This is a genomic window from Streptomyces sp. NPDC017936 (assembly GCF_044328485.1).
GTDB lineage: Bacteria > Actinomycetota > Actinomycetes > Streptomycetales > Streptomycetaceae > Streptomyces.
The window spans coordinates 372,415-384,651 of sequence record NZ_JBIRHK010000007.1; the positions used below are offsets into that span (position 1 = coordinate 372,415).

12 protein-coding genes and 1 pseudogene are annotated in these 12,237 nt (G+C 73.0%); 4 read left to right on the plus strand and 9 right to left on the minus strand.

The window, feature by feature from the left end; all coding sequences use genetic code 11:
* Positions 1 to 16: 16 nt before the first annotated feature.
* The 7 genes from ACH4F6_RS17480 to ACH4F6_RS17510 all read right to left on the minus strand — a co-directional run bounded on the left by ACH4F6_RS17480 (position 17) and on the right by ACH4F6_RS17510 (position 6,495).
* The gene (locus ACH4F6_RS17480) at positions 17 to 598 is read right to left on the minus strand and encodes a GTP-binding protein (protein WP_397961037.1); all 582 of its coding nucleotides are present in this window, start codon (positions 596 to 598) and stop codon (positions 17 to 19) included.
* The gene (locus tag ACH4F6_RS17485; RefSeq protein ID WP_397961038.1) at positions 585 to 941 is read right to left on the minus strand and encodes a DUF742 domain-containing protein; all 357 of its coding nucleotides are present in this window, start codon (positions 939 to 941) and stop codon (positions 585 to 587) included. Before ACH4F6_RS17485 ends, ACH4F6_RS17480 begins: the two co-directional genes overlap by 14 nt.
* A 1-nt stretch (position 942) precedes the next feature.
* Entirely contained in the window at positions 943 to 1,377 is a 435-nt protein-coding gene (locus ACH4F6_RS17490; RefSeq protein ID WP_397961039.1) for a roadblock/LC7 domain-containing protein, read from the minus strand.
* Between the two features lie 11 nt (positions 1,378 to 1,388).
* Positions 1,389 to 3,863 (minus strand): nitrate- and nitrite sensing domain-containing protein, encoded by a 2,475-nt coding sequence (locus ACH4F6_RS17495; protein ID WP_397961040.1) that lies wholly within the window; start codon positions 3,861 to 3,863, stop codon positions 1,389 to 1,391.
* A 91-nt stretch (positions 3,864 to 3,954) separates the two neighbouring features.
* A complete protein-coding gene (locus ACH4F6_RS17500; RefSeq protein WP_397961041.1) occupies positions 3,955 to 4,968 on the minus strand; it encodes a substrate-binding domain-containing protein in 1,014 nt (337 codons plus the stop codon).
* 436 nt (positions 4,969 to 5,404) lie between these two features.
* On the minus strand, positions 5,405 to 5,830 hold the full coding sequence (locus ACH4F6_RS17505) for a DUF6114 domain-containing protein (protein WP_397961042.1): 426 nt from the start codon (positions 5,828 to 5,830) through the stop codon (positions 5,405 to 5,407).
* The gene (locus ACH4F6_RS17510) at positions 5,827 to 6,495 is read right to left on the minus strand and encodes a DUF6230 family protein (protein ID WP_397961043.1); all 669 of its coding nucleotides are present in this window, start codon (positions 6,493 to 6,495) and stop codon (positions 5,827 to 5,829) included. Before ACH4F6_RS17510 ends, ACH4F6_RS17505 begins: the two co-directional genes overlap by 4 nt.
* A gap of 660 nt (positions 6,496 to 7,155) precedes the next feature.
* On the opposite strand from ACH4F6_RS17510, the gene ACH4F6_RS17515 reads away from it, so the two are divergent.
* Positions 7,156 to 7,794 (plus strand): Tat pathway signal sequence domain protein, encoded by a 639-nt coding sequence (locus ACH4F6_RS17515; RefSeq protein ID WP_397961044.1) that lies wholly within the window; start codon positions 7,156 to 7,158, stop codon positions 7,792 to 7,794.
* A gap of 18 nt (positions 7,795 to 7,812) precedes the next feature.
* Here the strand turns inward: ACH4F6_RS17515 and ACH4F6_RS17520 are convergent, their stop codons facing one another.
* On the minus strand, positions 7,813 to 8,778 hold the full coding sequence (locus ACH4F6_RS17520) for a lytic polysaccharide monooxygenase (RefSeq protein WP_397961045.1): 966 nt from the start codon (positions 8,776 to 8,778) through the stop codon (positions 7,813 to 7,815).
* A 323-nt stretch (positions 8,779 to 9,101) separates the two neighbouring features.
* Here ACH4F6_RS17520 and ACH4F6_RS17525 point away from each other — a divergent pair.
* A pseudogene (locus ACH4F6_RS17525) lies at positions 9,102 to 9,545 on the plus strand (proprotein convertase P-domain-containing protein); the annotation flags it as partial.
* Between the two features lie 212 nt (positions 9,546 to 9,757).
* Here the strand turns inward: ACH4F6_RS17525 and ACH4F6_RS17530 are convergent.
* Positions 9,758 to 10,405, minus strand: a complete 648-nt coding sequence (locus tag ACH4F6_RS17530) for a ScbR family autoregulator-binding transcription factor (RefSeq protein WP_397961046.1) — start codon at positions 10,403 to 10,405, stop codon at positions 9,758 to 9,760.
* Between the two features lie 227 nt (positions 10,406 to 10,632).
* Between ACH4F6_RS17530 and ACH4F6_RS17535 the strand changes: the two genes are divergently transcribed.
* A complete protein-coding gene (locus ACH4F6_RS17535; RefSeq protein ID WP_397961047.1) occupies positions 10,633 to 11,487 on the plus strand; it encodes a ScbA/BarX family gamma-butyrolactone biosynthesis protein in 855 nt (284 codons plus the stop codon).
* A gap of 73 nt (positions 11,488 to 11,560) precedes the next feature.
* The gene (locus ACH4F6_RS17540; protein ID WP_397961048.1) at positions 11,561 to 12,211 is read left to right on the plus strand and encodes a ScbR family autoregulator-binding transcription factor; all 651 of its coding nucleotides are present in this window, start codon (positions 11,561 to 11,563) and stop codon (positions 12,209 to 12,211) included.
* The last annotated feature ends 26 nt before the right edge of the window (positions 12,212 to 12,237 follow it).

Here is a 12,237-nt window from a genome sequence, read left to right on the forward strand (position 1 = left end):
TCAGCCCGTCAGCCCGTCAGCCGGCGACCCGGGCGATCAGCCGGTCGATCAACGCGATCAGGACGTCCCGGCACGACTCCCGCTCCCGCGCGTCGCACAGCAGCACCGGTACGTCCTCCGGCAGCGCCAGCGACTCCCTGATCTCCTCCGGTGGATAGGGGTGATGTCCGTGGAAGCCGTTGACCGCGACCACGAACGGGATGCCCCGGCGCTCGAAGAAGTCGATCGCGGCGAAACTGGTCTCCGGCCGGCGCACGTCGAGCAGCACCACCGCCCCCAGCGCCCCGAGGGCCAGGTCGTTCCACATGAACCAGAACCGCTGCTGGCCGGGGGTGCCGAAGAGGTACAGCACCAGATCGTCGCTGACGGTGATCCGCCCGAAGTCGAGGGCCACGGTGGTGGCCCGTTTCTCCTCGATGCCCCGCAGGTCGTCGACGCCCAGCCCGGCGACGGTCAGCGGCTCCTCCGTGCGCAGCGGCGCGATCTCGCTGACCGAGCCGACCATGGTGGTCTTGCCGACGCCGAAGCCGCCGGCGACGAGGATCTTCACCGTGTCGGGCCCCGCGGCCGGCGTGGCGGTGGGATCAGATCCGGCCAAGGCCGTCCCTCACTTTCTGCAGCAGCTCCAGGTCCGGGGCGCCGGCGACGGAACGCGGCGGCCGGGCCGTGATCAGGCCCGCGTCCAGCAGGTCGCAGAGCATGATGACGACCACGCTCACCGGCAGGTCGAGCCGGGCCGCGAGCTCCGCCACGGCGAGCGGCCGGGCGCACAGCCGCAGGATCCGGGTGTGTTCCGGCTGCGGCCGCACGGCCCGCCCGGGCGGCGGCTCCACCGCGGTCACCGTCGTGATGAGCGTGAAGTCGGCGCGGCCGGGCCGGGTCCGCCCACCGGTGAGGGTGAACGGCCGCACGAGCCGGCCCGCTTCGTCGCCTCCGCTCACCTCACCCCCCGTGGGTGCGCGCGGCGGGACCGACCCCGGTCCTCGGCGCCGCGCTGAGGTGCTCGCCGATCTTCTTCACCAGCATGTTCATCTGGTACGCCACCACGCCGACGTCCGCGTTCGGACCGGTCAGCACGACGAGGTGGGCGCCCGGGCCGGCCGAGCTGAGGATCAGGTAGCTGTGGGCCATCTCGATGAGCGCCTGGCGCACCGGCCCGCCGCGGAAGTCCATGCTGACGCCCTTGCTGAGGCTCATCAGGCCGGCCGCGGTCGCCGCCAGCCGCTCGGCGTCCTCCCGCAGGAACCCGATCGACTTGCTGACCACCAGCCCGTCCTCGGAGAGCACGACGGCCTGGTTCACGTCGGCGACCCGGTCCACGAGGCCGGAGAGCAACTGGTCGAGCTGGGTGTCGGTGGCGGGGATCGAGTGCGTCATGGCGGTGTCCTTCACGAGCGGTCGGCGGGCGGGGTGGTGGTCGGGGTGGCGGGCGGCGGACCGGGGGCCGGCACGGCGTCCGTGTCGTCCCCGGAGCCGGACGGCGGTGCTCCGTCGTCGTGGCGTGCGCGCAGCGTGCCGCGCTGGAAGCCGGCGAGGGAGGAGGCCGCCCGCTCCGCGGTGAAGTCGCCGGGGAAGGCGTCCTCCGCGACGGACGCCGGATCCTCGCGCAGTTCGGTGGCGAGGCTGGTCTGCGGGATCCTGCGGGGCAGGGGAACGAGGCCGCCGGGGCGGGCGGGGGCCGCGGAGTCGTCGGGGCGGGCACCGTGAGCGCCGTCCTCGGCGGGGGACGCGTCGTGCGCCGGATCGGCGGTGTCCCGCGCCGCGAGGGACGTCTTCCGCTTCGGGAGGGCCGCGACCTGCCCGGCGCCGGACGCCTCCGGCGGCGTCCGGGACCCGGCCCGCCCGGCCGGCGCGAGCCGTGCCTGCGGCTCGGCGGAACCGGCGCTCGGCTGCGCCCGGAAGGTCCCGGCCTCCGGGGAGAGGGAGTCGGGCGCCTCGCGGACCACGATGTCGTGCGGGAGCAGCACGATCGCCGTCGTGCCGCCGTACGGCGAGGGCCGCAGGGTCACGGCGATGCCGTGCCGGGTGGCCAGCCGGGCGATCACGAACATGCCCAGCCGCAGGTCGCCGGCGAGCGCCACCACGTCGAACTGCGGAGGCGCCGCCAACTGCGCGTTGAACGAGGCGTAGTCCTCCTCGGACAGGCCGAGGCCGCGGTCCTCGACCTCGATCGCCAGGCCCTTGACCACCATGGCCGCCCGCACGGCGACCGGGCTCGGCGCCGGCGAGTACGAGGTCGCGTTGTCGAGGAGTTCGGCCAGCAGGTGGATCACGTCCGCCACGGCGGGAGGCGCGATGGACACCTCCTCCTCGGTGTGCACCTCCACCCGCCGGTACTCGGCGACCTCGCCCACGGCGCCGTGCAGGATGTCGATCAGCGCCACCGGCCGCGACCAGCTGCGCCCGGGCCGGCCGCCGCTGATGATGACGAGGTTCTCCTCGTACCGGCGCAACTGGCTGGCGGTCGAGTCCAGTTCGTACAGGCCCTTGAGGACGTCCGGGTCCTGGTGCGCGCGCTCCAGCGCGTCGAGCTTGCTCAGCTGGAGGTTGACCAGGTTCTGGCTCTGCCGGGCGATGCCCAGGATGACCTTCTGGAAACCGCGCCGGGTGTCGGCGAGTTCGACCGCGGTGTGCACGGCGGTGCGCTGCGCCGTGTTGAACGCCTCGGCCACCTGGCCGAGTTCGTCGTCGCCGTAGTCCAGCGGCGGAGTCGCCGAGTCCACGTCGACAGTCTCTCCCCGGTCCAGCCGGCTGACCACCTCCGGGAGCCGTTCGTGCGCCAGACTCAGCGTGGCCATCCGCAGTCCGCGCAGCCGCCGGGACAGCGAGCGGGTGATCCGCCAGGACATGACGACGCACAGCAGCAGGGCGACGAGGCCCCCCGCGCTCAGCAGGGCGGCCTTGACCAGCAACCCGCGTGCTTCCTCCGCGCTGTCCTCCAGCAGCTCCGCGGTCTGCTGCCGGATCAGCACCGAGTACGCGTCCGAGACCTCCACGAGCGCGGTCCGCCACTGCTCCCGCATGTCGGGCAGCGGGACGGCGCCGTGCTCGCTCCGCTTCGCCCGGGCCGCGAGCACCTTGTCCTCGACCGACTCCAGGGTCCGCCACTCCTCGCTCTGCAGAATCCTTTCGGTCCGCGTCTTCGCCGAGCCGGTGAGCGCGGGCAGGATCTGGTCCTGCACGAGCCAGCGGCGCGTGTTCACCCTCTGCGTGAACGCGGCCCACTCCTTCTCGTCCAGCCGCCGCCCGGGCCAGGCCAGGGTGAGGTACAGGTCCTCCTCGGAGACCAGTTCTGCCGCGTGCTCCAGCGCGACCAGCGGGCCGGCCCGCGAGGTGAGGTCGCCGTCGTCGACCTGGGACAGCTCGCGGAAGGCGTGGATCTGGTCGTCGATGACCGAGGTGTACTGGTCCAGCGCCTGCGCGGCGGTGATGTCGGTGGGGTCGTCCACCTGGCCGCGGTAGTACTCCAGACTGCCCACCGAGGCGACGACGGAGTACAGCCGCTCCCGGACGCGGGCGGGCGCCTGCTGGATGTCGTCGGCCCGGGCGACCAGCCGGGCGACCGCCGCGTCCGTCTTCCCGCGCTGTGCCTCCAGCGGGGCGCGGGAACCGCCGGGCGTCGCCAGCCACACGGCCGACAGGCTGCGCTCCCGTTGCAGCGCGAGGGTCGTCTCGGTGCCCATGGCGCCGGTCGACCGGCTCAGTTCGGTCTGCGCGCGCAGGCGCAGCCCCTCCGAGAACATCTGGATCGTCGTCACGCCCCACATGGCGGTGAGGGTGACGCCGGGGACCAGCGCCAGGAGGATCAGGGAGAGACGGAGGGAGCCGAGGGAGCGGTGTCGGGCACCTGTCCGTGAAGACATCGTCGTCCTAGGGCGATCAGCGGGGAGGCGGGGCGGGGGCGAGCGGCGGGCCGGGGCGCGAGGGGGAGCCGGCCGGCGGGGAGCCGCGCGGTCAGCGCGTGCCGTCGGCGGCGAACCGGGCGACCTCGGCGACGTTGGTCTTCGTGACGAAGGCCGGGCCGGTCAGGACGGGGGCCACGCCTCCGCCGCTGAGGTTGCCGTTGGTCTCGTAGAGCCAGAGCGCGTCCACGGCGAGGTAGCCCTGGAGGTACGGCTGCTGGTCCACCGCGAACTGCACGCTGCCGTCGCGGACGGCGCCGACCAGTTCCCCGTCGAGGTCGAAGGTGGCGACCTCGGCGTCGCTGCCCGCCTTTCCGACCGCCTCCACCGCGGCCTTCGCGAACTGCGCGCCGTTGGTGACGACCTCGTCGATGCCGGGTTCCTGCTGGAGGCGCGCCCGCACGGCGTCGGTCGTCGCGTCCATGTCGGTGCCGTCGACGTAGAGCATCTCGGTCTCGCCGGCGAAGGTCTTCTTCACGCCCGCGCAGCGTGCCTCCAGGGCCACGTTGCCCCGCTCGTGGATGACGCACAGGGCGTGCCGCGCGCCGAGGCCGTCGAGCTTGTCGCCGACGGCGCGGCCCGCGACGCTCTCGTCCTGGCCGAAGTACTCCAGGAGGCCCGTCGACCGCCAGGCGTCGATGCCGGAGTTGAGGCCGACGACGGGGATGCCGGCCGCCTTGGCCGCGGCCACCGGACCCTTCATGGCCTGCGGCTTGGCCAGGGTCACCGCGATCCCGTCGACCCGGTCGCGGATCGCGTCCCGCACCAGCTCGGCCTGCCCGGCGGCGTCGGCGTCGCTCGCGTAGGTCAGGTCGACCCCGTCCTTGGCGGCGGCGGCCTCGGCGCCCTTGCGCACCAGTTCCCAGAACGCGTCGCCCTCCCCGCCGTGGGTGACCAGGGCGATCCTGAGCCGGCCGTCCGCCCGGCCCGCCTCGTCCGTGTCCGGGCCGGACGCCTCGGCGCCCGAGCAGCCGGCGACGAGGAGGCAGCAGACGGCGGCCAGGGCGGTCAGGCGGGCGGATCTCAGGGAACCGGGGGACGGGTGAGCGGGGAGGGGAGTGTTCACGGAGGGCGGCACCTCGATGTGCGGCAGAGCAGGAGGACGGGGCGAGCGCCGTCGGCACGAGGGGTGTGCACCGGCTGCGGCGTCGCTGGCTCGGAGCCAACCTTGTGTGACCGCTGGTAGTCAAGTGAACAACCACTTGGGGTGAGGTGCTGCTGCCGCATTGTGATGTTGGCCTTCAGCGGCGGACCGGAGCAGGCCGTCGGTGCTGGTGAGGTGAGGGAACGTCATCCGGACGCCGCTGTTCCGTGGTTCCGCCGGTCCTGGGCCGGCTCCCGTGCCGCACCGCGTCGGCCGTCCTTCCGCGCCTGACCGGCTTCCGCCCCGCGCGGGACCGCGTGTCAGGGGGTGCGTGCCCGCGGCGTCGGGGCCGGGCACGACCCGTCGTCCGTGGTCGTCCCGGCCCCGGCACCGGACTCGGTCCGGCGCGCGGTCGCGCTCAGGCGGGCTTCTCCGCCTTCGACAGGGACAGCGGCTCCGCGGCCGCCCGTGCCTCCTTGCGCCGCCGGCGGCGGCTTCGCCGCGGATCCTGATCGGGGAGCCAGCCGAAGGCGAGGCAGCTGCCCACGGTCCCGAGGAGCAGCCCGATGAGGAAGCCCCCGAGGTTCGAGGTGAGCCAGGTGCCCAGCGAGAGCAGGACGCCGATGATCGAGTAGAACAGGCGCTGCGACGGGTTGAACAGGATCAGCAGCCCGATCAGCACCATCAGGGTCGGCAGGAGGTAACCGGCCAGGCCCTGCATGCCGATGTGCAGGATGACCGGCAGCGGCGCCTTCATGGTCACCAGGATCTCCGTCCCGCCGAGGACGAGCAGCAGGCCGCCCGGGAAGGGGCGGCGCGCGCTCCACCGGCGGAAGCCGTTCACTTCGAGCAGCCCTTGCTGTCGAAGCTCATGCGCAGGTCGGGCAGCTTGAAGACGGCCGCGGTGGCGGCGTAGTTGTGCTGGTACAGGTCGGTGATGACGACCTTGTCGGCCTGCTGTCCGTAGACGCCCGGCAGGCCCCGCGTGCCGACCTTGTCGAAGGTGCTGGCGTCACGGCCGATCTCGATGTTGTTGAAGTCGGCGTTGCCGGTGATCTCGTCGGAGTCGATGGCGAGGTTCTCGACGCCCACCTTGGTGCCCTTGTTGCCGGCGGTGAGGACGAGCTGGATGCCGCCGAGGTCGACGCTCTGGCAGAGGTTGGTGAGCTTCCCGGACTTCACCACCGAGGTGACGACCAGCACCTGACCGCCGGTGTCGCCCTGGTTGGGGCTGTCCTCGATCATGTGGTCCAGGGAGCCGAACTGTGCGAAGCCGTCGCCCTCGAGCTTGTCGGCGGTGACCACGAACGGCATTCCGGAGATCGCGAACTGCACGCCCAGCGCTCCCTGGGCGGTGAGGACCGCGAGTCCCGCGGCGGCGAGGGTCGCGGGGACCGCCATCACGGCGGCCCGGCGCAGCCGGACCCGGCCGCGTCTTTCCACGGAACCGCTTTCCGGGTTCTCGGGGGTGTTCTCGGCGGACGACGAGACGTCCGAGGACGAGGCCATGTCTGCTCCCAGGGGCATAGTCATGCGGGTTGGGCTTCAGCGGCGCGTTGTCCTGGCGCGGACAGCGGCTGCCGCGTACGCCTCCTCACGGCTCCCGGAAGCCGGAAGGGCTTTCACGTTACGCGGCAGTAGCCAACGAGGAAGTTACCGATGGTTACACCGGGGGGTCAAGGGAGGTGTGGAAAAACGGTGTCCATGGTGTGCGGCCTGCGCCCCGGCCGGTTCACCGGCCCGTCGCATTTATCTGTTGCCGCATCAACTTCCTTACAGCTCCTTGACGTTGACTGATACACGGGTCTACAAATCTCGTGGTTCAGCCCGGATCCGTGGCGCCGGATCCGCCGCGCGGTGACCGTTGTCCGCGCTCCCGGACCCGGTCCGGCCGTCGCCAGTCGGCGGCCGGACCCCCGCCAGTACGGGTACACCTGCCCGGGCATCCAGCACGGGCCGTCCTGCGCCCGAGTTCGCGTTTCTCCACGGCGCCGTCCAGGACCGCATGCCCCTGCCGTTCGGCACGACGCCGCTTCCGCTGCCGGTCCGTCACGTACGGAGAAGGCGTCACGGGCCGGCGCCGGCGACATCGGGACGCACCCCGCTGGTCTCCCCACATGAAGCACGACTCCCCAGCAGTTCCCCCCACTTCAGGAAAGAGGCACCCGCATGCGCATCCGTTCACTCCTCGCCGCCGCCGGCACCGTCACCGCCCTCTCGCTGGCGGCCGTCACCCCGGCCTCCGCGGCCGGCCCCGCGGTCCTCACCACGGCGAACGGCGACGTCGCCGTCGGGGACCAGCTCGTCGCGTCCCTGGCCGGCGGCACCGCCGCCACGTTCTACTCCAGCGCCACCGGCACCAGCGGCGTCTCGTGCGCGTCGTCCAGCTTCTCGGCCACCGTCACCGCCAACCCCGCCGCGCCCGGCACCGCCACCGAGTCGCTCACCGCGCAGACCTTCGCCAACTGCACCTCCAACGTCCTCGGCGTGCTCGGCGTCACCAGCATCACGGTCAACAACCTCCCGTACGCGGCGGCCGTCACCTCCGGCGCCGGCATCACCGTGTCGCCGCCCGCCGGCTCCAAGATCCGCACGACGGTCGTCCTGCGCACGCTGCTGGGCAGCGTCAACTGCATCTACGAGGGTCCCGCCCTGGCCGGTACGACGAGCAACGCCGACAACAGCATCGCCTTCGCCAACCAGCCGTTCACCAAGCTGTCCGGCTCGTCGCTCTGCTTCGCCAACGCCTACTTCAGCGCCAAGTACGCCCCGGTGACCAGCGGCGGACTGCCCGTCACGGTCAACTGAGCGAAAGGACGACACCGATCAGCGCCGTCGCAGGCGCAGCACCAGGGCGGCGCCGCCGGTCAGCACCAGGACCGCGGCGGCGCCGCCCGCCACCACGGGCGCGGACGGCCCGGCGCCGGCTCCGGCCGTGGACGCCACCGGGCTGCTCACGGGCGTGGCCGGGGCGGCCGGGGCGGGTGAGGCGGCCGCCGCGGCCGCCCCGGCCGTCGTGGGCGTACCGGGCGCGGCGGACGTGGCCGTGACCGGGGCGCCGCCCGTCGGCGGTTGCGGCGTCGTGGTCGCCGCGGCCGCCGACGGCGCGGACGCCTTCGCCGGCGCCTTCGGGAACACCACGTCCGAGCACGAGTAATAGGTGTCCGGCGTACTGCTGTTCTGCCAGATCGTGTACAGCACCTGCCGCCCGGTCCGGTCCGCGGGCAGTCTCGCCGTGATGCGGTAGGCGCCGTCGGTCAGCACCGGGTCCCTGATCTCGGCGAAGGGGCGCGCGGGCAGGTCGGACCAGGTCAGCGGCCGCGAGGGGTCGTAGCCCTGCTTCGTCAGGTACAGCTTGAACGTGCCGGTGTGCGGGATCGTCGAGACGTACCGCATCCGCAGCGTCCCGCCCGGCGCCAGCCGGGTCGAGGGCCAGTCGGCGCGGGCGAGGTCGAGGCCCCGGTAGGCGGGCAGGCCGCCGCTGCACAGCTGCCCGTCGGGAACGACCTGCCGGTCGCGGCCGTTCACGTTCGCGACGCGCAGATTGTCCCAGGCGGTGAAGGCGCCGCCGTTGGCCGCCACGGCGGCCCGGCAGGCCGCGGACCGGGACGGCGCGCCGCCGTCGGGGGAGCAGGCGTACACCCGGCTGACCGGATCCGTGGGCGCGCCGTGCGCCTCGGCGGGTCCCGCGGCCCACAGGCCCAGCAGGAGCGGGGCGAGGGCCGCGGCCGCGGTGGCCGCCAGGGCGGTGGTGCGGCGTGCGGGGGCGGAGCGTGCGGTGGTGCGGGGCATCGGGGACGTCTCCTCGGCCGGCGCGGGAACGGTCTTCCGTCCAGTACGGACCGCCGGCCCGGCGCGTTCAGTCGTCTCCCGCACCCGGCGTCACATGAGCAAAGCGGGACGATCGCCGGCGAACGCCCGCCGTCAAGGGTGGGTTTCCGGCCGGACCGAGGGTTTCCCCTGTATTCGCACGGCTGTTCCTCTGCCTGTCGTTCCACCACGGCTGACCCACAGGTGACCCCAGGGGTCGGCACCGCGCCTGGCCGGCCCTCGCGTTGCTCCTCGATTCACCCCCCGCCGCTTCGACGACGAAGCGAATCGACCGCCGCTCCGCCCCGCCCGGCGCCTGCTCCGGCGGCTGCGGCGCGGGTCCGGCGGACGCGGCGAGGACGGTGCGGGCGGTGACCGCGGGCTCCGGCGGCTCCACGGGGGGCGCCACCTTCACCAGCACCACCGTCGTGTCCGTCCCGGACGACGGCTCGGCGATCGAGTCCTCCCTCGCGGTGACCGGCCGCACCGGCAACGCGCCCCCGGCCCTCCAGGCCGGCGTGGACATCACCCACACCTACCGCGGCGACCTGGTCATCGACCTGGTCGCGCCGGACGGTTCGACGTACCGCCTGAAGTCCTCCAGCACCTCGGACTCCGCGGACGACGTCAACACCACCTACACGGTGAACGCCTCCGGCGAGGTCGCCAACGGCACCTGGAAGCTGCGCGTCCAGGACGTGGCCGTCCAGGACACGGGCCGGCTCAACCGCTGGAAGCCGACCTTCTGAGCGAGCGCGAACGGCTGACGGAGCCGTACGCCTGAGGGAGCCGGGACTCCCGTGCGAACGGGCGGGCCGGCCGGTGCGGATGGACACCGGCCGGCCCGCCGCGCGTGCGGCGGAGACGGCTTCGCGAGCGGGACGCCGCAGGAGCGGGCCGAAGCGCGTGGGCCGTCGCCCCCGCCGAGGACGCGGTCAGGGCGCGCATCGTCGCCGGTGTCCTAGGAGGCGGCGCGCTCCAGCGACGCCAGGACGCGCTCCCCGCGGTCGGCCCGGGCGTCGAGGCCGGGCAGCAGGCCCGGGACGGCGACGCTGGGCAGGACGTGCGCCCACATGACCGACAGCCGGTCGGCGAGGTCCCCCCGGCCGGTCAGCGCCCGTGACATCAACTGGATCCCGGCGAAGGCGCCCACCAGCAGCTCCACCGTCTCCGACGGCTTCACCGTCGGCAGCAACTCGCCCCGCTCGCGGGCCGCCTCCAGCAGCTCCGTGAGCCGCTGCGCCCACTGCCGGAACGGCTCGCCGTGATCGACGCCGGACGGCGTCTCCTGGTCCACCGCCAGCCGCACGCTGCCCCGCAGCAGCGCGTTGCTCAGCAGCCGCTGGCCCACCACGAACGTCATGTCGACGATCTCCTGGAGCTTGCACGGCTGCGGCGGGACCGCCCCGAAGGGCACCTGCTCGTTGAGCACCGCCTGCGCGAGGGACTCCTTCGACGGGAAGTGGAAGTACAGGGCGCCTTTGGTGACCTCGGCGCGCTCCAGAACCATGGCGATGGTGGTGGACGTGTAGCCGTGCTCGTCGAAGACCGCGCCGGCCGCCTCCAGGATCGCCCTGCGCGTCCTGATCGCGCGCTCCTGTTTCGCCATAAGAGCCCCTTCACGGCACCGAGTCGGCCCGTACCCGCGATCGTGAGCGGGTGCGGCCCGATCATAGGATGCCGTCGACTGATCTCATTGAAAACAAACCGGTCGCCTCGTACTCTAACGCTCACCGGAGCGGACGGTTCTCCGTCTGCCGTGGCCTTCGGGGGACCGTAGGGAGAGAGATGACTCGACCGCGGCAGCTTGCCGATGCTCCGACCCTGACGGCAACCGTGCCACGCCAGCTCGTCCACCGCGCCGCCGTCGCCGAAACCCTCCTCACCGGCTGGCGGCGCACCGGGACCGACCGCTTCACGGTCTCCGCCCAGTGGCCCCGGGCGCACGGTTTACACGTGTCGCAGGACTGGTCCTCGTACGACCCGCTGCTCGTCGTCGAGACGATCCGGCAGAGCGGCACCCTGATCACCCACGCAGAGTACGACGTGCCCCTGGACCACCAGTTCGTGCTCCAGGAGTTCCACGTCCGCACGGCCTTGGGGCGGCTGGGCGTCGGCCCGCTGCCGGCCGAGCCGGAGGTCGACCTGGTCTTCACCGACCTCCAGTACCGCGGCCGCCGTCCGGCCGCCGCCCGCTACACCGCGCACGTCCTGCGCGAGGGCGACCGCGTGGCGACCGCGGACGTCGCCTTCACCTGCGTCAGCGGGCCCGTCTACCGCAGGCTGCGCGGCGGCCGCACCCCGGACACGGTGACCGCCGTGCCCGTCCCGCCCGGCCTGCCCGCCGCCTCCGTCGACCGCGCCCTCGCCTCCGACGTCGTCCTCGCCGCCACCGACCGCCCCGCCCGCTGGCAGCTGAGAGTAGATACCGCACACCCCGTTTTCTTCGACCACCCGCTCGACCACGTGCCCGGCATGCTCCTGCTGGAGGGCGCCCGCCAGGCGGCACGGCTGCGGACGGGCGGCGGACGGGCGCCGGTCGCGTACCGCGCGCACTTCCACCGGTACGCCGAACTGGACGAACCCGTCTGGTTCGAGGCGCAGGACGGCCACGGAACCGATGTACGGGTGCGGGGAGTTCAAGGGGAGTCGGCAGTCTTCGAGTGCCTGGTGGATACCGCCCGACGGTGAGCTATGGTGTACGAGGGGTCAGAAACAAACGGCACGACCCGTTCTTTACCGGCGGCCCGGGAGAGTCCAGTCGATGGCGAGGCAGTTACGCGCCGAACAGACCCGCGCGACGATCATCACGGCTGCGGCCGACCTGTTCGACCGGCACGGTTACGAGTCGACCAGTCTCAGCGACATCGTCGAGCACGCCCATGTCACCAAGGGCGCCCTCTACTTCCACTTCGCGGCCAAGGAGGACCTGGCCCACGCGATCATGGAGTTGCAGTCCGAAGCCTCCCGGCGGGTGGCCGGCGAGATCGAGGACCGGGGCTACCCCTCCCTCGAAGCCCTGATGCGCCTCACCTTCGGCATCACCCGGCTGTCCGTCGAGGGGCCCATCGCCCGCGCGGGGCTGCGGCTCGCCACCGGCGCGGCCCCGCCGCGGACACCCGTCCCGCACCCCTTCACCGAGTGGCTGGACCTGGTGTCCCGGCGGCTGACGGCCGCGGTCAAGGAGTCCGACATCCATCCGGACGTCGACGTCGACGCGGTCGCCCACTCCCTGGTCTGCTTCTTCGTCGGCACCCGCGTGGTGGGCCGCTCCCGCGAGCCGCACGCGCGCCTGCCGCGCCGCATGGCCGAGATGTGGCACGTCCTGATCCGCGGACTGGTCCCGGTGCCCCGCCGGCCGCGCTACCTGAGCCTCGCGGCCCGGCTGGAACGGGAGGTCATGGCGGTGGTGTGAGACGGGGAGCGCGGCCGGGAAACCGG

Bases quoted from the DNA above. Each gene is read 5' to 3' on its own strand.
- ACH4F6_RS17495 (WP_397961040.1), bottom strand. From the start codon at position 3,863: ATGTCTTCACGGACAGGTGCCCGACACCGCTCCCTCGGCTCCCTCCGT.
- ACH4F6_RS17490 (WP_397961039.1), bottom strand. From the start codon at position 1,377: ATGACGCACTCGATCCCCGCCACCGACACCCAGCTCGACCAGTTGCTC.
- ACH4F6_RS17520 (WP_397961045.1), bottom strand. From the start codon at position 8,778: ATGCCCCGCACCACCGCACGCTCCGCCCCCGCACGCCGCACCACCGCC.
- ACH4F6_RS17540 (WP_397961048.1), top strand. From the start codon at position 11,561: ATGGCGAGGCAGTTACGCGCCGAACAGACCCGCGCGACGATCATCACG.
- ACH4F6_RS17530 (WP_397961046.1), bottom strand. From the start codon at position 10,405: ATGGCGAAACAGGAGCGCGCGATCAGGACGCGCAGGGCGATCCTGGAG.
- ACH4F6_RS17510 (WP_397961043.1), bottom strand. From the start codon at position 6,495: ATGGCCTCGTCCTCGGACGTCTCGTCGTCCGCCGAGAACACCCCCGAG.
- ACH4F6_RS17515 (WP_397961044.1), top strand. From the start codon at position 7,156: ATGCGCATCCGTTCACTCCTCGCCGCCGCCGGCACCGTCACCGCCCTC.